This window comes from Sphingomonas sp. R1 (assembly GCF_025960285.1).
Taxonomy (GTDB): Bacteria; Pseudomonadota; Alphaproteobacteria; order Sphingomonadales; family Sphingomonadaceae; genus Sphingomonas.
This window is the reverse complement of sequence record NZ_CP110111.1, coordinates 1998597-2014871: the sequence shown is the minus strand read 5'-3', so window position 1 is coordinate 2014871 and position 16275 is coordinate 1998597. Positions and strand designations below refer to the sequence as shown.

The 16275-nt window shown below is 67.6% G+C and carries 19 protein-coding genes; 9 read left to right on the top strand and 10 right to left on the bottom strand.

Features of this window, described 5'->3' with window-relative positions; translation table 11 throughout:
- Positions 1 to 124 precede the first annotated feature (124 nt).
- The gene (locus OIM94_RS09820; RefSeq protein ID WP_264606555.1) at positions 125 to 748 is read right to left on the bottom strand and encodes a DNA-3-methyladenine glycosylase family protein; all 624 of its coding nucleotides are present in this window, start codon (positions 746 to 748) and stop codon (positions 125 to 127) included.
- A 63-nt stretch (positions 749 to 811) separates the two neighbouring features.
- Between OIM94_RS09820 and OIM94_RS09815 the strand changes: the two genes are divergently transcribed.
- On the top strand, positions 812 to 1129 hold the full coding sequence (locus tag OIM94_RS09815; RefSeq protein ID WP_264606554.1) for a 2Fe-2S iron-sulfur cluster-binding protein: 318 nt from the start codon (positions 812 to 814) through the stop codon (positions 1127 to 1129).
- A 21-nt stretch (positions 1130 to 1150) separates the two neighbouring features.
- On the opposite strand, the gene OIM94_RS09810 is transcribed toward OIM94_RS09815, so the two are convergent.
- Together OIM94_RS09810 and infC are read right to left on the bottom strand one after the other, a co-directional pair.
- Positions 1151 to 2038, bottom strand: coding sequence for a glycoside hydrolase family 16 protein (locus tag OIM94_RS09810; protein ID WP_264606553.1), 888 nt, complete (start codon positions 2036 to 2038; stop codon positions 1151 to 1153).
- Positions 2035 to 2571, bottom strand: a complete 537-nt coding sequence (gene infC, locus OIM94_RS09805) for a translation initiation factor IF-3 (protein WP_264606552.1) — start codon at positions 2569 to 2571, stop codon at positions 2035 to 2037. Before infC ends, OIM94_RS09810 begins: the two co-directional genes overlap by 4 nt.
- Before the next feature lie 248 nt (positions 2572 to 2819).
- On the opposite strand from infC, the gene OIM94_RS09800 reads away from it, so the two are divergent.
- Positions 2820 to 3518 (top strand): hypothetical protein, encoded by a 699-nt coding sequence (locus tag OIM94_RS09800; RefSeq protein WP_264606551.1) that lies wholly within the window; start codon positions 2820 to 2822, stop codon positions 3516 to 3518.
- 49 nt (positions 3519 to 3567) lie between these two features.
- On the opposite strand, the gene thrS is transcribed toward OIM94_RS09800, so the two are convergent.
- Positions 3568 to 5559 carry a threonine--tRNA ligase gene (gene thrS, locus OIM94_RS09795; protein ID WP_264609875.1) on the bottom strand — a complete coding sequence of 664 codons (1992 nt, stop codon included), beginning with the start codon at positions 5557 to 5559 and terminating at the stop codon, positions 3568 to 3570.
- Between the two features lie 150 nt (positions 5560 to 5709).
- Between thrS and OIM94_RS09790 the strand changes: the two genes are divergently transcribed.
- Positions 5710 to 6066: a VOC family protein gene (locus tag OIM94_RS09790; protein WP_264606550.1), complete on the top strand. Its 357-nt coding sequence runs from the start codon at positions 5710 to 5712 to the stop codon at positions 6064 to 6066.
- Between the two features lie 106 nt (positions 6067 to 6172).
- On the opposite strand, the gene OIM94_RS09785 is transcribed toward OIM94_RS09790, so the two are convergent.
- From OIM94_RS09785 to OIM94_RS09775, 3 genes are read right to left on the bottom strand one after another with little or no spacing between them, the layout of a single operon-like run.
- A complete protein-coding gene (locus tag OIM94_RS09785; RefSeq protein ID WP_264606549.1) occupies positions 6173 to 6868 on the bottom strand; it encodes an aspartate/glutamate racemase family protein in 696 nt (231 codons plus the stop codon).
- On the bottom strand, positions 6865 to 7905 hold the full coding sequence (locus tag OIM94_RS09780) for a D-cysteine desulfhydrase family protein (protein WP_264606548.1): 1041 nt from the start codon (positions 7903 to 7905) through the stop codon (positions 6865 to 6867). The genes OIM94_RS09785 and OIM94_RS09780 overlap by 4 nt, the downstream gene beginning before the upstream one ends.
- Positions 7902 to 8720: an LD-carboxypeptidase gene (locus OIM94_RS09775; protein WP_264606547.1), complete on the bottom strand. Its 819-nt coding sequence runs from the start codon at positions 8718 to 8720 to the stop codon at positions 7902 to 7904. Before OIM94_RS09775 ends, OIM94_RS09780 begins: the two co-directional genes overlap by 4 nt.
- A 39-nt stretch (positions 8721 to 8759) precedes the next feature.
- Here OIM94_RS09775 and OIM94_RS09770 point away from each other — a divergent pair, with 39 nt between their 5' ends.
- From OIM94_RS09770 to OIM94_RS09755, 4 genes are all read left to right on the top strand, one after another.
- On the top strand, positions 8760 to 10154 hold the full coding sequence (locus tag OIM94_RS09770; protein ID WP_264606546.1) for a glutamate ligase domain-containing protein: 1395 nt from the start codon (positions 8760 to 8762) through the stop codon (positions 10152 to 10154).
- Positions 10155 to 10398: 244 nt separating this feature from the next.
- Positions 10399 to 10821, top strand: coding sequence for a hypothetical protein (locus tag OIM94_RS09765; RefSeq protein ID WP_264606545.1), 423 nt, complete (start codon positions 10399 to 10401; stop codon positions 10819 to 10821).
- On the top strand, positions 10818 to 11027 hold the full coding sequence (locus OIM94_RS09760; RefSeq protein ID WP_010544494.1) for a helix-turn-helix transcriptional regulator: 210 nt from the start codon (positions 10818 to 10820) through the stop codon (positions 11025 to 11027). Before OIM94_RS09765 ends, OIM94_RS09760 begins: the two co-directional genes overlap by 4 nt.
- A complete protein-coding gene (locus tag OIM94_RS09755; RefSeq protein ID WP_264606544.1) occupies positions 11024 to 11974 on the top strand; it encodes an alpha/beta fold hydrolase in 951 nt (316 codons plus the stop codon). Before OIM94_RS09760 ends, OIM94_RS09755 begins: the two co-directional genes overlap by 4 nt.
- On the opposite strand, the gene OIM94_RS09750 is transcribed toward OIM94_RS09755, so the two are convergent.
- Together OIM94_RS09750 and thrC are read right to left on the bottom strand one after the other, a co-directional pair.
- A complete protein-coding gene (locus OIM94_RS09750; protein ID WP_264606543.1) occupies positions 11971 to 12840 on the bottom strand; it encodes a class I SAM-dependent methyltransferase in 870 nt (289 codons plus the stop codon). The two genes, OIM94_RS09755 and OIM94_RS09750, sit on opposite strands and share 4 nt — an antisense overlap.
- The gene (gene thrC / locus OIM94_RS09745) at positions 12837 to 14228 is read right to left on the bottom strand and encodes a threonine synthase (RefSeq protein ID WP_264606542.1); all 1392 of its coding nucleotides are present in this window, start codon (positions 14226 to 14228) and stop codon (positions 12837 to 12839) included. Before thrC ends, OIM94_RS09750 begins: the two co-directional genes overlap by 4 nt.
- Before the next feature lie 148 nt (positions 14229 to 14376).
- Between thrC and mgrA the strand changes: the two genes are divergently transcribed.
- Both mgrA and OIM94_RS09735 read left to right on the top strand, forming a co-directional pair.
- Complete coding sequence (gene mgrA, locus OIM94_RS09740; protein ID WP_264609874.1) at positions 14377 to 15441, top strand: L-glyceraldehyde 3-phosphate reductase; 1065 nt, start codon at positions 14377 to 14379, stop codon at positions 15439 to 15441.
- Positions 15438 to 15905: a GreA/GreB family elongation factor gene (locus OIM94_RS09735; RefSeq protein ID WP_264606541.1), complete on the top strand. Its 468-nt coding sequence runs from the start codon at positions 15438 to 15440 to the stop codon at positions 15903 to 15905. The genes mgrA and OIM94_RS09735 overlap by 4 nt, the downstream gene beginning before the upstream one ends.
- A 47-nt stretch (positions 15906 to 15952) precedes the next feature.
- Here OIM94_RS09735 and OIM94_RS09730 read toward each other — a convergent pair whose 3' ends face one another.
- Positions 15953 to 16237: a hypothetical protein gene (locus OIM94_RS09730; RefSeq protein ID WP_264606540.1), complete on the bottom strand. Its 285-nt coding sequence runs from the start codon at positions 16235 to 16237 to the stop codon at positions 15953 to 15955.
- Between the last annotated feature and the right edge of the window lie 38 nt (positions 16238 to 16275).

The following is a 16275-nucleotide window of genomic DNA, read 5'->3' as shown; positions in this document are numbered from 1 at the left end:
CAAGTCGAGGCCGCGCGAGACCTCGGTGTTGCAAATATGCGGTTCGTTGCGTCCGCCGCAGCACTTGCTTCGAGCCGTGGTCGCACGCCGCCTTTCCTGAAACGGCGGGGCGTTTTCGGGAGGATCAGATCGCGCTCTTGATCATGCCGTAATGGTGCCAGGCGAAGATCGCTGCGGCGCCGCGATGGGGGCGCCAAGCCTCGGACCATGCGCGGGTCTGCTTCTCGCTGGGGCGCTCGGGATGGCCGAGGATGCGGCCGATCTCGATCTGCACCGCCAGGTCTCCGGCAGGCCAGATGTCCGGCCGCCCTTCGGCGAAGAGCAGGTAGATCTCCGCCGACCAGCGGCCGATGCCCTTGATCCGGGTGAGCGCTGCGATCGCTTCTTCGTCGTCCTCCGGCAGCGCGTCCAGGTCGAGCGTGCCGCTGGTCACCTCTTCGGCAAGGCTGCGGGCATAGCCCATCTTCTGGCGCGACAGTCCGGCGCTGCGCAGCAGTTCGTCGCTCGCCGCCGCGAGCCGCGTCGGGTCCTCGGCATCGCCAAGCACCGCGTCGAGCTTGTTCCAGACGGCGGTGGCGGAGGCGACGCTTACCTGCTGGCCGACGATCGTGCGCAGCAGCGTCGCATAGCCGCGTTCGCGGATGCGCGGAGGCGGATAGCCGGCGCGCTCCAGCGCGGCGGCGAAGCCCGGCTCGAGCGCGGCCAGCGCATCGAGCGATCCCTTCAGCTGGTCGGTCGTCAAACCCATGCAGTGGCTCCTTGAAACAGTCCCGGTTCACCGGCATGGACGCCATAAACCAAGGAGATGCAGATGCCCCAGCTTACGGTCGTGACGCGTGACGGAACCGAACGCACGGTAACCGGCGAGGCCGGTCTCAGCGTGATGGAAGTGATTCGCGACAATGGCTTCGACGAACTGCTGGCGCTGTGTGGCGGCTGCTGCAGCTGCGCCACCTGCCACATCCATGTCGACCCGGAATTTGCGGACAAACTGCCGAAGATGAGCATGGATGAGGACGATCTGCTCGACAGCACGTCCGACCGTGATGCCACCTCGCGGCTGTCGTGCCAGCTCCCCTTCACCGACGCGCTGGACGGCCTGCGCGTGCGGATCGCTGCCGAGGACTGAGAAAGGGCAGGGGCGGCCAGGTCACCGCCCCTTGTTCCGCGCGGCGCGCTGCCAGACGCGGACATAATCCACCTCCATGCGCGACGGGAACGCGGCGGGGTCGATGCCGTGCGTGCCGCCCCAGCCGCCGACCGCGACGTTGAGCAGCAGATATTGCGGGGCGTCGAACGGCCAGGTGGCGGGGTCGCCGCGATGGTCGTTGTCGAAGCGCATATAGGCATGGCCGTCGACGCCGATCAGGATGCGGTCCTGGTTCCAGTCGAGCTGATAGCGGTGGAAGGCGGTGCAGGCGTCCGGTACGCGGGTGGTCGCCCCCTTCTGGGTGTGCCGGGCGTGGTTATAGGCGCCGGTGTGGATGGTGCCGTGGATCGTTTCCGGATCCCAGCCCACCATTTCCATCACGTCGATCTCGCCGAGACGGGGCCATCCCGCCTTGGCATCGGTGCCGAGCAGCCAGATGGCCGGCCACAGCCCCTTGCCGCAAGCAAGCTTCGCACGGACTTCGATGAAGCCATAGGTCCAGCTGGCGAGCCCGCGGGTGAACAGGCGCGCCGAGCTATAGTCCTGGCCGCCATAATCGGCACGGTCCGCGAGCCGCTCGCGGCGCGCCTCGAGGATCAGGCGGCCCTTCTCGATCCGCGCATTCTCGGGGCGGTTCGCGGCGTAATATTGCAGTTCCTGATTGTACCAGCCGTCGCGGTTGCGGGCGGTGTCATAGGCCCAGCGCCGGGAATCGGGCAGGCGACCGGCATTGAACTCGTCGGCCCACACGAGTCGCGCGCCTTCCGGCACCGCGATCGGCGCGTCCGTCATGGCCGGAACCGGGGGCAGGGCCGCGGTCTGCGCGGCCGCCGAGATCGGCAGGAACGCGGCGGCGGCCGCAAGGGCAAGCCGCCGCGCGGGGATCACTTGGGCGAGAGCACCATCAGCATCTGACGGCCTTCCATGCGCGGATAGCTCTCCACCTTCGCCACTTCCGCCGCATCCTGCTGGACGCGCTGAAGCAGTTGCATGCCGAGCTGGCCATGGGAAAGCTCGCGACCGCGGAAGCGCAGCGTCACCTTCACCTTGTCACCTTCGCCGATGAACTTGATGATGTTGCGCATCTTCACGTCGTAATCGTGATCGTCGATGTTGGGACGCATCTTGATCTCTTTGATCTCCTGCGTCTTCTGGGTCTTGCGTGCGAGGTTCGCCTTCTTCTGCGCCTCGTACTTGAACTTGCCCACATCGAGGAACTTGGCGACGGGCGGATCGGCGTTGGGCGACACCTCGACGAGGTCGAGTCCGACCTCGGCAGCCTGCGCCATCGCCTCGCGCGTGTACATCACGCCAAGGTTTTCGCCGTCCTGATCGATCACGCGGACCTTGGGCGACTGGATGAATTCGTTAAACCGCGGCCCGTTCAGCGGCATCGCGGGCGCCATCGGGCGCCGGGGCATGGGAGAACGTATAAGACTAGCTCCTGTGGTGGATAAGGACCCTATATAGACAATCGGCGCGCAATAGAGAAGATCCCCCGCAGCCCATTTCGTACCGATATTGCCGGGTTTGCGGTCGACCAGGCGGCTGGTCTTGACCTCGTGCCGGAGAAAAAGGCCAAGCAAATCCGTTATATGTCCCGGGACGCGCATATAATGGCTTGGGGCGCCAATGGGGCGTCGACAATGCCGGCAACTCGGGGAAGACGATGACACGGATTTTGGTGGCGGCGCTGTGCGTCGCAGCGGGCGCGGCCATGCCCGCGCTGGCGCAGACGCAGGACCGCGCGTCGACGGGCGAAGGCAGGATCAGCCTGGGCGTGACCGCAGGTACGCTCGGGATCGGGCCGGAGATCGGCTACCGCGCCAACCAGACGATCGGCGTGCGTGCCAATGGCGGATTCCTCGGCGTCGATCATGACTTCACCTCGGGCGGCATCGACTATACCGGCCACGCCAAGCTCGCCTCGGGCGGGGTGATCCTCGATCTCTATCCGTTTGGCGGCGGCTTCCGCCTCTCGGCCGGCGCGCGCTACAACGGCACCGACGGCCGGGTCCGCGCGACGCCCAACGGTCCGACCCGGATCGGCAGCCTGGTGTTCACGCCCCAGCAGATCGGCACCATCACCGGCCGCGCCGATGTGCGCGAATTCGCACCGCAACTGACGCTCGGCTATGGCGGCAAGCTGCGCAAGGGCCTGGCCTTCACGGTCGAGGCGGGCGCGCTGTTCCAGGGCGCGGTGCGCATCCGCGACTTCACCTCGAACGGCACGCTGGCGACCGACCCGACCGTGGCGGGCACGACGTACCGTAACGAGCTCGCCAAGCAGCGCCAGAAACTGCAGGACACGGCGAACGACTATCAGGTCTATCCGATCCTGCAGGTCGGCCTGAAGTACCGGTTCTGAAGAATTCGGGCGGCACCCAGGGGTGCCGCCCGAATTGTTTGACCCGTCGTTACCGCAGGTCCGGCGCCAGCGCCTCGGCCTTCAGCCGTTCGATTGCCTCGTCCAGCGTCAGCATGGTCTGGCCCTGGCTGCCGAGCACGCGAAGCGCCACGGTGTTCTCCTCGGCCTCGCGCTTGCCGACGACCAGCAGGTTGGGCACCTTGGCCAGCGAGTGCTCGCGCACCTTGTAGTTGATCTTCTCGTTGCGCAGGTCGCTCTCGACGCGGATGCCCGCGGCCTGGAGCTTCGCCACCACCTCGCGCGCATAGTCGTCGGCGTCGGACACGATCGTCGCGACCACCGCCTGCACCGGGGCGAGCCAGGTCGGCAACTTGCCGGCGAAATGCTCGATCAGGATGCCGATGAACCGCTCGTACGAACCGAAGATCGCGCGGTGGAGCATCACCGGGCGGTGGCGCTCGCCATCCTCGCCGACATAGCTCGCATCAAGCCGCTCGGGCAGCACCCGATCCGACTGGATGGTGCCGACCTGCCAGGTGCGGCCGATCGCGTCGGTGAGGTGCCATTCGAGCTTGGGCGCATAGAAGGCGCCTTCGCCGGGGAGTTCCTCCCAGCCATATTCCGGGGTGGCGAGGCCGGCGTCGATCACCGCCTGGCGCAGCTCGTTCTCCGCCTTGTCCCAATCGGCTTCGCTGCCGAAGCGCTTCTCGGGGCGCAGCGCCAGCTTGATCGCATAGGTGAAGCCGAAATGCTTGTAGACCCGGTCGGCCAGCGCGCAGAAGGCCTTCACCTCGTCGACGATCTGGTCCTCGCGGCAGAAGATGTGGCCGTCGTCCTGGGTGAACTGGCGGACGCGCATCAGCCCGTGCAGCGCGCCGTGCGGCTCGTTGCGGTGGCAGCAGCCATTCTCGACCAGCCGCATCGGCAGGTCGCGATACGACTTGATGCCCTGCTTGAAGATCAGCACGTGCGCCGGGCAGTTCATCGGCTTGAGCGCCATCCACTGGACGTCGTCCGACACCATCGGGCCTTCGTCCTCGATGTTCGGGGTCTCGTCGGGGATGACGAACATGTTCTGGCGATACTTGCCCCAGTGGCCGGACTGCTCCCACTGGCGCGCATCCATCACCTGCGGGGTCTTCACTTCCTTGCTGCCCGCGCCGTTGACCGCGCGGCGCATATAATCCTCGAGCACGCGGTAGATGACATAGCCGTTCGGGTGCCAGAACACCGAGCCATGCGCCTCCTGCTGGAGGTGGAACAGGTCCATCTCCGCGCCGAGCTTGCGGTGGTCGCGCTTGGCGGCTTCCTCCAGGCGCGTCAGATGCTCCTGGAGCTGCTTCTTGTTGAGCCAGCCGGTGCCGTAGATGCGGCTGAGCATCGCGTTCTTCTGGTCGCCGCGCCAATAGGCGCCCGACACGCGGGTGAGCTTGAACGCATCCGCCGCGACCTTGCCGGTGGAGGCGAGGTGGGGGCCGCGGCACATGTCGAGCCACGCATCTTCGCCCTTGCCCGCGCGATAGACGGTCAGCTCCTCGCCCTCGGGGAGTTCCTTGGCCCATTCGGCCTTGAAGGTCTCGCCCTGCGCCGTCCAGCGCGCGATCAGGTCGGCGCGCGACCAGACTTCGCGGATCAGCGGCTCGTCGCGGGCGATGATGCGACGCATCTCCTCCTCGATCGCCGGCAGGTCCTCTTCGGTGAAGGGGCGGTCCTTGGGGGCGAAGTCGTAATAGAAGCCGTCGTCGGTCGACGGGCCGAAGGTGATCTGCGTGCCCGGGAACAAATGCTGCACCGCTTCGGCGAGGATATGCGCATAATCGTGGCGCGCGAGTTCGAGCGCGTCGGCCTCGTCCTTGGCGGTGACGAGCGCGAGCTGTGCGTCGCCCTCGAACGGACGGCCGATGTCGCGCAGCTCGCCATCGACGCGCGCGGCAAGCGCCGCCTTGGCGAGGCCGGGGCCGATCGCCGCGGCGATGTCCGCCGGGGTAGTCCCCGGGGCTACCTCGCGGACGGAACCGTCGGGCAGCGTAATGCGGAACATCTCGGACACGGGAAGAACCCCTTTCATGGGTGTGGAATGGAGCGCGGCTTATGCCCGCGCGGGTGCGATATAGGCAAGGCTTTGGCGAAAGGGCAGGGGAGGCGGGATTTCGGGGTGGTGCGAGGGGCGGCGCGGGCATAGCCTGCGGGCATGGACCCCAGCCACCACATCGTCGCCATCCTGCCCTGCCGCGACCTCGACGCGAGCACCGAATTCTACCGCCGCCTGGGGCTGGAGGTGGCCAGCGACTATGGCCACTACCGCATCCTCGAAGACGGCCGCGGCTGGCACCTGCACCTGCGGCACGAGGCGAACACGCCCCAGGCGCCGGACAATCCCTTCGGGCTGTACCTCTATGTCGAGGATGTCGACGCGGTGGCGGATCGGGTGCGCGAGGCGATCATCCAGCCCGGCACGCCGCACGCGATGCCCTGGGGGACGTACGAGTTCGCGGTGTCGGATCCCGATGGCGCGCTGGTGCGGGTGGGGCGGGTGCTGGCGGGGTGATTTTACCCGCCGTCGAAACCTTCAGCGGGATTGGCTACGAAACTACCACAATCGAAGGAGCGCCGTTGCCCCGCTGGTCCATTCGGGCGGACATCCACCGTGGTACTCAGCCAGCAAGAGCCACTTCGATCGCCGCCGCCGCATGAAGCGCCGTTGTGTCGAAGATTGGCACCGCACTATCTTCAGGCTTAACCAACAACATGATTTCGGTGCATCCGAGAATCACCGCCTCCGCACCGGCCTCGACCAATCGAGCGATTATCGCGCGGTACGCGTCACGAGATGCCGGTAAGATCCTGCCCGCCACCAACTCCTCGTAGATGATCCGATGGACGGTAGCGCGGTCCTCGTCGTTGGGAACGATGACGTCGAGTCCATGCTGTTCGGCGAGCCGCCCCTTGTAGAAGGCATGCTCCATCGTGAACGCAGTGCCGAGAAGTCCGACCGTCTTGATGCCCGCAGCCTTGATACGTTCGGCCGTGGGGTCGGCAATATGGAGCAAGGGTACAGCCACCGCGTCCTCGATGGTTGCTGCCATGCGATGCATGGTGTTGGTGCATATCAGCAGAACGTCTGCACCTGCTGCTTCAAGCCGTCGCGCGGCGTCGACCATTCGCGTTGTGAGAGTTGCCCAATCACCCCTGTGCTGAAGATCTTCGATCTCCGCGAAATTGAAGGACCACATCACGCACTGGGCTGATGCGGTTGGACCGACACGTTCTCGGATACCTTCATTGAGGATGCGATAATATTCTGCCGAGCTTTCCCAACTCATGCCACCGATCAGACCGATCATCTTCATGTCTTGGTTTGCCTCTCGCCCTCAAACACCTCGCGATACGCGAACAACCCCGGCACGCCGCCGGTCATGACGTACAGCACCGCCTCGCCCGCCCGGAACGCGCCGCCGCGGATCGCGGCGAGCAGCCCGGCGAACGCCTTGCCGCTATAGACGGGGTCGAGCACCAGGCCCTCGGTGCGGGCGAGCAGTTCCACCGCGTCGCGCATCGCGGGCGTGGGGATGCCGTAGCCGTCCCCCAGTTGGCTGCCGTCGATCACTACCTCCGCCGCCGTCACGCTGCCCGGCAGGGCGTTGGCGGCGAGCGTTGCTTGGGCCAGCGCCAGCGTCTCGGCATGGGCGGCCTCGGGGGTGGCGAGGACGGCACAGGACTGGACGCGCGGCACCTCCGCGCCCGCGGCGGCCATGCCGGCGGCGAGGCCCGCATGGGTGCCCGCGCTGCCATTGGGCACGACGATGCGGGCGAAGCGCTCGCCCAGCGCCGCCTCTTGCTCCAGGATCTCCCAGGCGCAGGCGACATAGCCGAGCGCGCCGACCGGCGACGATCCGCCCGCGCCGACCACATAGGGTTTGCGGCCCTCCGCCCGCAGCGCCTCGGCGCGGGCCTGCAGGAAGGCGGGCCGGTCGGCGTCGCCGGGCACGCGGTGAACGGTCGCGCCGAAGATCGCGTCGAGCAGCAGGTTGCCGTTGCCGCGATAGTCGGCGTCGTGGCGCGGCACGACATCGGCGAGCACCAGCTCGCAGGCGAGGCCCATCCGCGCCGCCGCCGCCGCGCTCAGCCGGCAATGGTTCGATTGCAGGCCGCCGGTGGTGACGAAGGTGTCGCACCCTTGCGCGATCGCGTCGCCGAGCAGGAATTCGAGCTTGCGCAGCTTGTTGCCGCCGCCGCCGATACCCGCCACATCGTCGCGTTTCACATAGATCCGCACGTCGGTGCCGAGCGCCGCCTCCAGCCGTTCCAGCCGCTCGATCGGCGAGGGGTGGGCGAGCAGCGATACCGCGCCGTGGCGTGCTCGCAGGGCGTGCGGATCGGGGCTCATGCGACGCCGAACGGGACGACGTGGTTGGTCGATATGTGCCCGATTGCGCAGCGGCCGAGATAGGGGACGCCCATCTCCTTGCACCAGCGGAGGATCATTGCGTCCACCGTCTCGCCGAAGGGCGGGTCGTTCTCGGCGATCGCGGTGACTGCGCCCAGGCGGATGCCGGCGATGCCCTTCAGTTGTTCGGCATGCGCCATGTTGAACAGCATCCGATCGATCCGGTAGAGCGGCTCGTCGACTTCCTCGATCATCAGCACATGGTCGGTCAGGTCGGGCAGGTACTTGCTGCCGATCAGCGAGGTGAGGATCGCGAGGTTGAAGGCGGCGGCGGGGCGGCCGTCGGCCAGCGCGGGGTCGAGCCCGCGGCGGTCGCGCTCGATCAGCCAGCCGAGCGCCCAGCCGGTGTCCACGCCCGCATCGTTCTTGCCGATGCTGCTCGCCATCGAGGCATGGACCGGATGGCCGATGCCGCGGGCGTAGAGCGCAGCCAGCAGGAAGCCCATGTCAGAGAAGCCCATGTACGTCTTGCGCCGCGCCGCGTCGCCGAGATGCGGCATCACCGCGTCGAGGATGCGGTTCGAGCCATAGCCGCCGCGCGCGAACCAGATGGCATCGATCGTCGGATCGTTGGCGACTTCGAGGAACGCCGCCGCGCGCTCGGCATCGGTGCCGGCGAAATGGCCGGCCGAGAGATAGCATTGCGGGTGGAACACGATTTCGTGGTCCGGGTAGGTGAGTGCCATGAACGCCGCCATGCGGGCGGACGATTCCGGGGTGACTGGCCGCGCCGGTGCTACGACTCCGATCCGCATATGCTTGTATGGTCTCCTCGCTTCGCCGATAGCGTGCCCATGCAGCATGGCAAAGCAACCTTCTTCGTAGGGATCGGCGGTTCGGGGATGATGCCGCTGGCGATGATCCTCGCCGGCCGGGGCGCCCGGGTCTCGGGTTCGGACCGCAGCCTCGACGGCGGGCGGCTGGCGGCCAAGTTCGACTGGCTGCGGTCGCGCGGGGTGGGGCTGTACCCGCAGGACGGCAGCGGGGTGCAGTCGGCCGAGCAGGTGGTGGTCGCCTCCGCCGCGATCGAGCCGAGCGTGCCGGACATGGTACGCGCCGCCGAACTGGGCTGCGCGCGGATGTCGCGAGCCGAGCTGCTCGCGAGCCTGTTCAACGCATCGCCACTGCCGATCGGCGTGGCGGGGACCAGCGGCAAGTCGACGGTGACGGGGATGATCGGCTGGATCCTCCACGCCTGCGGCCGCGATCCCACCGTGATGAACGGCGCGGTGATGAAGAATTTCGCGGGGCCGGATGCGCCGTTCGCCAGCGCGCTGGTGGGGGCGGGAGACGCGTTCGTCAGCGAGGTGGACGAGAGCGACGGCTCGATCGCCAATTACTGGCCGCGGATCGCGGTGCTCAACAATGTAAGTCTCGACCACAAGTCGCTGGAGGAATTGCGGCTGCTGTTCGGTGCGTTCGCGGGCAAGGCGGCGACCACGGTGGTCAATGTCGGCGATGCGGAGAGCGCGGCGCTGGCGGCGGGGCTGGATCGCGGGCGGACGCTGACCTTCGCGGTGGAAGGCGAGGCGGATCTTATGGCGCGGAACCTGGCGCCGGAAGCGTTCGCGATCGGCTTCGATCTGGTGATGGGCGAGGCGGTGCGGCGGGTGCGGCTGCAGGTGCCGGGGCGGCACAATGTCGCCAATGCGCTGGCGGCGATCGGCGCGGCGACGGCAGCGGGGGTGTCGCTGGAGGATGCCTGCACGGCAATCGAGGGCTTTGCCGGCCTGCGGCGGCGGTTCGAGCTGGTCGGCACGGCCGGCGGCGTGTCGGTGATCGACGATTTCGGGCACAACCCGGACAAGATCGCCGCGACGCTGGATACGCTTCACGCCTTCCCGGGTCGGTTGCTGCTGCTGTTCCAGCCGCACGGCTATGGCCCGCTCAAGGTGATGCGGCGCGAGCTGGTCGCGATGTTCGCGACGAAGTTGGGCGCTGAGGACCTGCTGGTGCTGCCGGACCCGGTCTATCACGGCGGCACCGTCGCGCGCGAGGTGACCAGCGCGGACATCGTCACCGATGTCGCGGCGACCGGCGCGCAGGCGCTGCACATTCCCGGCCGCGAGGCGGCGGCGGCGCATCTCGTCGCGCAGGCGCGGCCCGGCGACCGCATCGTGGTGATGGGTGCGCGCGACGACACGCTCAGCCAGCTCGCCGAGGACATGGTGGCGCGGCTGCGCGGCTAAAGTCCTCCCCGGAACGGGGAGGGGGACCGCGCGGCACCGCCGCGTGGTGGAGGGGCCGCGCCGGAGGCGCGGTGCTTGTCGATAGCATCGGAAACCGCCGCATGCGCGGCGGCCCCTCCACCATGTGCTGCGCACATGGTCCCCCTCCCCATGCCGGGGAGGAATTTTGCGCTGTCAACCACGCTTGACATGTAAAGCGTGGTTGACGTAAAGCTTGCTTGTCTGATTCGCAAGGAGGCTTTACATGGAACAGTGCCGGTTGAACGTGGCGCAGCGCCGCTACGCTTGGCGCTTCAGCAGCGCGATGGGGATCTATTCGGTAGGGATCATCGCCTGCAAACTCGCGGCCCGCGCCTGGCATCCGGAGGGCGTGCTGCTCTTCGGGCTGGCCGTGGCACCCGCGCTGCCGCTGCTGGCGGCGATCGCCGCCTATGGCCTGTATCTGCTGGAGGAGAAGGACGAGTTCGTGCGCAGCATGAACGCCACCGCGGCACTGGGCGGGCTCGGCATCATGCTCGCCTTCTGCACCGTATGGGGCTTCCTCACCGATGGCGGGGTGGTCCCGGCGTTCCCGCTTTGGGGAACCTTTCCGCTCTGGGCGTTCGGCATGGGGATCAGCCAGGGCGTGATCTGGCAGCGGTATCGGAACGCAGGAGGTGCGGCATGAACAACCGTCTCCGCGTGCTCCGCGCCGAACGCGCGTGGAGCCAGCAGGATCTCGCCGAACGGCTCGAGGTGTCGCGCCAGAGCGTCAATGCCATCGAGACCGGGCGCTACGATCCCTCGCTGCCGCTCGCCTTCAAGATCGCCGATCTGTTCGGCCTCGCCATCGAAGACATCTTCGTCAACCCCGCCAAGGAGCAGGACCAATGATGCACGCCCTTTGCTTTGCCGCTTCCCGCGTTTCCACCACCCGCTGGCTGGCCATGGCAGTCGCGATCGCCGCCGCCAGTGCCTCGGGGCACAGCCATGGCATGGCTGCGCCCGTCGCGCCGGTCGCCGCCGCGGAGACGCTGATGCAGATGGAGCATGTCTCGGTGCAGGTGGTCGGGCGCGGCAGCCCGGTGATCCTTATCCCCGGCCTCTCCAGCCCGCGCGCGACCTGGGACGGGGCGGTGCCGGAGCTGGCGAAAAACCACCGCGTCTATCTGGTGCAGGTCAACGGCTTCGGCGGCGACGATCCACGCGGCAATCTGCAGCCGGGCATCCTCGACGGCATCGTCGGCGATCTCCACACGCTGATCACGGGCGCCAAGCTCGGCGCGGTGCCGGTGGTCGGCCATTCGATGGGCGGGCTCGTCGCACTGATGCTGGCCAAGGCGCACCCCGAGGACGTCAAGAAGGCGCTGATCGTCGATGCGCTGCCGTTCATCAGCACGATCTTTGTGCCCGCCGCCACGGCGGAGTCGATCAAGCCGCAGGCCGAGATGATGCGCGCGCAGATGGCCGGCCTCTACGGCAAGCCCTTCCCGGAGCAGCTCGCCCAGATGCTCGCGCAGCAGAACGCGCTCAAGCCCGCCTCGCGCGAGAAGGTCGCCGCCTGGTCGACCAAGGCCGACATGCGGGTGAGCGCCCAGGCGATCTACGAGGACATGATTACCGACCTGCGCCCCGACCTGCCCAGGTTCGCCACGCCGATCACCGTGCTGGTGCCGTGGACCGCCGCGCGCGGCGAGGCGGCGACGCTCGGCTTCTACCGCAGCCAATATGCCGGTGCGCCCAAGATCACGATCCAGGGCGTGGGCGACAGCGGGCACTTCATCATGCTCGACCAGCCCGACGCATTCGAGCGGGCATTGGCGACGTTCCTCGCGGCTTAACGGCTCCAGCGCGCGAAGATGGCCGTGGGCAGTTCCAGCCCGCGCGCCTCTTCGCGCACGGTGAGTTCCCCCGCCTCCACCGTGCCGCCCTTGCCGGCCATCGCCTGGCGGACCAGCTCGCCGATCGCCAGCGCCGACATCCGCACCGCATAGACGGTGAGGAACAGGAAGCGCGAATTTTCGTCGAGCAGCCTGGCCACATCGTCGATCAGCGACGGCAGGCCTTCCTCCAGCTTCCACACCTCGCCATTGGGGCCGCGGCCCCATTTGGGCGGATCGAGGATGATGCCGTCATAGCGGCGCCCGCGGCGCACCTCGCGCGCGGTGAATTTCATCGCGTCGTCGATCATCCAGCGGATCGGCTTGTCGGCCATGCCCGAGAGCTGGGCGTTGGCCTTGCCCTCCATCACCGACTTCTTGGAGGCGTCGACATGCGTCACCTTCGCCCCCGCCGCCGCCAGCGCCAGCGAGCCGACGCCGGTATAGCCGAACAGGTTCATGCATTCGGGCTCGGCCATCCCGTCGATCCGGCCTCGCATCCAGTCCCAAACCGGCGCCATGTCCGGGAAGAAGCCGAGATGGCGGAAGGGCGTGGTCTGGGCGGTGAAGCGCACCTCGCGCCACGCCAGCGGCCAGCCCTCGCGCGGGGTGGACTTGCAATACTCCCAGCGGCCGCCGCCATCTTCGTCCGATCCGGGGACGAACTCCGCATGCGCGTCCCAATCGGCCGAAGCCGGGGCCCACATCGCCTGGGGCTCGGGGCGGATGAAACGATAGGCGCCGTAGCGCTCCAGCTTCCGCCCATGGCCGGAATCGACGAGCCCATAGTCGCCCCAGGGTTCGCCGGTAAGGGTGACGAGCTTCATGGGCGGGCGTGGGCCCGCTCGGCGATATAGCCGGTGATCGCGCCGAATTCGGCGGGGAGGGTGTCGTAGCGCTCCTGGCGCTCGAACAGGTCGCCGACGCGGCTGGGCACCTGCGGCCGCATGCCGGTGGCGCGCTCGACCGCATCGCGGAACTTCGCCGGATGCGCAGTGGCGAGGGTCACCACCGGCACGTCGGCGGCAAGCCCGGCACGCTGCGCGGCGGCAAGGCCGATCGCGGTATGCGGGTCGATCACCTGGCCGGCTTCGGCGCAGGCCCAGCGCATCGCCTCGTTCATCCCGTCGGCGTCGATCGCGTCGCTGGTGAACAGCGTGGATGCACCCTCGCGCTGCGCGTTGGTCAGCTGCATCGCGCGGGTCGATTCGAAACCGCGCATCTGCTCGGCGATCGGTGCGCCGGCGAGATCGAACAGCAGGCGCTCGAAGTTCGAGCTGACCTGGATGTCCATCGAAGGGGCAGCGGTCGGCGTGACGGTGCCCGCCGAATAGTCGCCGGCCGAGAGCGCGCGGTGGAGAATGTCGTTGACGTTGGTCGCGACCACCAGCTTGGCCACCTTCAGCCCCATCCGCGCGGCGACATAGCCCGCGAACACGTCGCCGAAATTGCCGGTAGGCACCGAGAAGGCGATCGCCCGCTCGGGCGCGCCAAGGCGGACGGCGGCGTAGAAATAATAGACCACCTGCGCCATCAGCCGGGCCCAGTTGATCGAATTGACCGCGCTCAGCTGGAAGCGGCCGGAGAAGTCCGCATCGTTGAACATCGCCTTCACCAGCGCCTGGGCGTCGTCGAAGCTGCCCTCGATCGCGATGTTGTGAACGTTGGGGGCAAGCACCGTGGTCATCTGCCGGCGCTGCACGTCGGAGACGCGGCCCTTGGGATGCAGCATGAAGATGTCGACGCCGATACGGCCCGCCACCGCGTCGATCGCGGCGCTGCCGGTGTCACCCGAGGTCGCGCCGACGATGGTGAGATGCTGGTCGGTGCCGGCCAGGAACTTCTCGAACAGCAGGCCGAGCAGCTGGAGCGCGACGTCCTTGAAGGCGAGGGTGGGGCCGTGGAACAGCTCGAGCAGCCAATGCTGCTGGTCGATCTGGACCAGCGGGGTCACCGCGGCGTGCGAGAAGCGGCCATAGGCCTGGGTGCAGAGCGTGCGCAGCTCGTCCTCGCTGAGGTCCGGCGCAACGAAGGCCAGCATCACGCGCACCGCGGTCTCGACATAGGAGAGGCCGCGCATCGCCGCGATGTCCTCGGCCGAGAAGCTGGGCCATTCGGTCGGGACATAAAGGCCGCCGTCGCTGGCCAGGCCGGTGAGGGTGACGTCGCGAAAGCCCAGCAAGGGCGCGCCGCCGCGGGTGCTGTTATACTGCATGGCGGACCGCGTTACCGGGCAAGCGCGGGTACGACAAGATAGCTGTCCTTGGGGGCGGCTTGCCATTGTTGGGCGTGCGGGGTGTTCCGTGCGGGACCCACCCTGCGTATAGGCGCGTTCGACCAAGCCTTCCCCATGGAGAGAGATGATGCCCTATCCCCAGCCTTGGCACGCCGATGCCGACCGCTATGACGGCCGCATGCCCTATCGCCGCTGCGGCGTGAGCGGGCTCGACCTGCCGGCGATCAGCCTCGGGCTCTGGCAGAATTTCGGCGGCACCGACGTGTTCGAGAATGGCCGCGCGATGCTGCGCCGGGCGTTCGATCGCGGCGTGACGCACTTCGATCTCGCGAACAACTACGGCCCGCCTTATGGCTCCGCTGAAGAGAATTTCGGCCGCGTGCTGGCGACCGACTTCGCGACGCATCGCGACGAGCTGATCATCTCGACCAAGGCGGGCTGGGACATGTGGCCGGGGCCGTATGGCGATGTCGGCAGCAGCAAGAAGTATCTGATCGCCTCGTGCGACCAGAGCCTCAAGCGCATGGGGCTCGACTATGTCGACATCTTCTACTCGCACCGCGTCGACCCCAAGACGCCGCTGGAGGAGACGATGGGCGCGCTCGCCCAGATCCACCGCCAGGGCAAGGCGCTGTATGTCGGCATTTCCAGCTATTCACCCGAGCTGACCCGTCAGGCCGCCGCGATCCTGGCCGAGCACAAGGTGCCGCTGCTGATCCACCAGCCGAGCTATTCGATGCTGAACCGCTGGATCGAGGAGAGCCTGCTCGACACGCTGGAAGACCTCGGCACCGGCTGCATCGCCTTCTCCCCGCTGGCGCAGGGGATGCTGACGCGCAAATATCTGAACGGCGTGCCCGAGGATGCGCGCGCGGCCAAGGGCGGCACCTCGCTCGATACGCGGCTGCTCTCCGACGAGAACATCGCCCGCATCCGTGCGCTCAACGCCATCGCCGAGAAGCGCGGCCAGACGCTCGCCCAGATGGCGATCGCCTGGGTGCTGCGCGATCCGCGCGTCACCTCGGCGCTGGTCGGCGCGCGCACCGTGCAGCAGCTGGACGACTCGCTCGATGCGGTGAAGAACCTCGGCTTCACCGCCGAGGAACTGGCCGAGATCGATACCTACGCCACCGAAGGCGCGATCGACCTGTGGAAGGTATCCTCGACGCTCGAGGATCTGCCCCAGCGATGAGTGTCGCCTTCCGCCGCGAGAGCGACGAGGAACACAAGGAACCCAAGTTCGAGCTGCCCCTGCCGCCGGGACCCAATCTGGTCACGGCGGCGGGGCCGGCGCTGATCGGCGGCAAGATCGCCGCGCTCGAAGCGGCGATCGAGGGCGAGGGCGATGCGGAGGCCAGGGAAGCGCTGAAGCGCGAGCTGCGCTACTGGAATACCCGCGCCGCCACCGCGCACGTCGCCCCGCCCATCGAGGACGGCGTGGCGGGGATCGGCGCGCGGGTGCGGATCCGGCTGAACGGGCGCGAACGGCTGATCGAGATCGTCGGCCATGACGAGGCCGATCCGGCGGCCGACCGGCTGGCCTTTCAGGCGCCGCTCGCCCATGCGTTGCTCGGCGCCGAGGAAGGCGAGCGCGTCGATTTCGGCGGCAAGGCCGAGGCGATCGAAGTGCTGGCGGTCGAGGCGATCGCGGATTGATCCGGAGGCGGCGGGCTGACAAGCCTGCCGCCTCCGATCTCAGGCGCTCAGCTCACCCGGCGGAGGTGCTTGCCGCCATAGCGCTGGCCCAGATAGGCGGTCAGCCGGTGCAGGTAGTTCTTGGCGTTTTCCGCCTTTTCCGGGCAGCAGGGCAGCGGGTTCTTGCTGATACCCGCTGCGCGCCGGTCCACCTTCTGGCACAGCAGTTCGATATCCTGCCGCGAGAGGAGGTTCTTCTCGCGCATCACGCAGAGCAGGCTTTCGAGGATGATCAGCGTTTCATCCCCCGGCTGGACCTGGGGCATTGCCACCGGCTGCGATTCGTTCTGCATCACCGCACCTCTCCGTTCCTATTGGATCCAGAGAGTAT

Excerpts from the sequence above, each read along its gene's own strand:
- OIM94_RS09820 (WP_264606555.1), bottom strand. The coding sequence starts at position 748 with ATGGGTTTGACGACCGACCAGCTGAAGGGATCGCTCGATGCGCTGGCC.
- OIM94_RS09815 (WP_264606554.1), top strand. The coding sequence starts at position 812 with ATGCCCCAGCTTACGGTCGTGACGCGTGACGGAACCGAACGCACGGTA.
- infC (WP_264606552.1), bottom strand. The coding sequence starts at position 2,571 with ATGCCCCGGCGCCCGATGGCGCCCGCGATGCCGCTGAACGGGCCGCGG.
- OIM94_RS09800 (WP_264606551.1), top strand. The coding sequence starts at position 2,820 with ATGACACGGATTTTGGTGGCGGCGCTGTGCGTCGCAGCGGGCGCGGCC.
- thrS (WP_264609875.1), bottom strand. The coding sequence starts at position 5,559 with ATGTTCCGCATTACGCTGCCCGACGGTTCCGTCCGCGAGGTAGCCCCG.
- OIM94_RS09790 (WP_264606550.1), top strand. The coding sequence starts at position 5,710 with ATGGACCCCAGCCACCACATCGTCGCCATCCTGCCCTGCCGCGACCTC.
- OIM94_RS09785 (WP_264606549.1), bottom strand. The coding sequence starts at position 6,868 with ATGAAGATGATCGGTCTGATCGGTGGCATGAGTTGGGAAAGCTCGGCA.
- OIM94_RS09780 (WP_264606548.1), bottom strand. The coding sequence starts at position 7,905 with ATGAGCCCCGATCCGCACGCCCTGCGAGCACGCCACGGCGCGGTATCG.
- OIM94_RS09775 (WP_264606547.1), bottom strand. The coding sequence starts at position 8,720 with ATGCGGATCGGAGTCGTAGCACCGGCGCGGCCAGTCACCCCGGAATCG.
- OIM94_RS09770 (WP_264606546.1), top strand. The coding sequence starts at position 8,760 with ATGCAGCATGGCAAAGCAACCTTCTTCGTAGGGATCGGCGGTTCGGGG.
- OIM94_RS09765 (WP_264606545.1), top strand. The coding sequence starts at position 10,399 with ATGGAACAGTGCCGGTTGAACGTGGCGCAGCGCCGCTACGCTTGGCGC.
- OIM94_RS09760 (WP_010544494.1), top strand. The coding sequence starts at position 10,818 with ATGAACAACCGTCTCCGCGTGCTCCGCGCCGAACGCGCGTGGAGCCAG.
- OIM94_RS09755 (WP_264606544.1), top strand. The coding sequence starts at position 11,024 with ATGATGCACGCCCTTTGCTTTGCCGCTTCCCGCGTTTCCACCACCCGC.
- OIM94_RS09750 (WP_264606543.1), bottom strand. The coding sequence starts at position 12,840 with ATGAAGCTCGTCACCCTTACCGGCGAACCCTGGGGCGACTATGGGCTC.
- thrC (WP_264606542.1), bottom strand. The coding sequence starts at position 14,228 with ATGCAGTATAACAGCACCCGCGGCGGCGCGCCCTTGCTGGGCTTTCGC.
- mgrA (WP_264609874.1), top strand. The coding sequence starts at position 14,377 with ATGCCCTATCCCCAGCCTTGGCACGCCGATGCCGACCGCTATGACGGC.
- OIM94_RS09735 (WP_264606541.1), top strand. The coding sequence starts at position 15,438 with ATGAGTGTCGCCTTCCGCCGCGAGAGCGACGAGGAACACAAGGAACCC.
- OIM94_RS09730 (WP_264606540.1), bottom strand. The coding sequence starts at position 16,237 with ATGCAGAACGAATCGCAGCCGGTGGCAATGCCCCAGGTCCAGCCGGGG.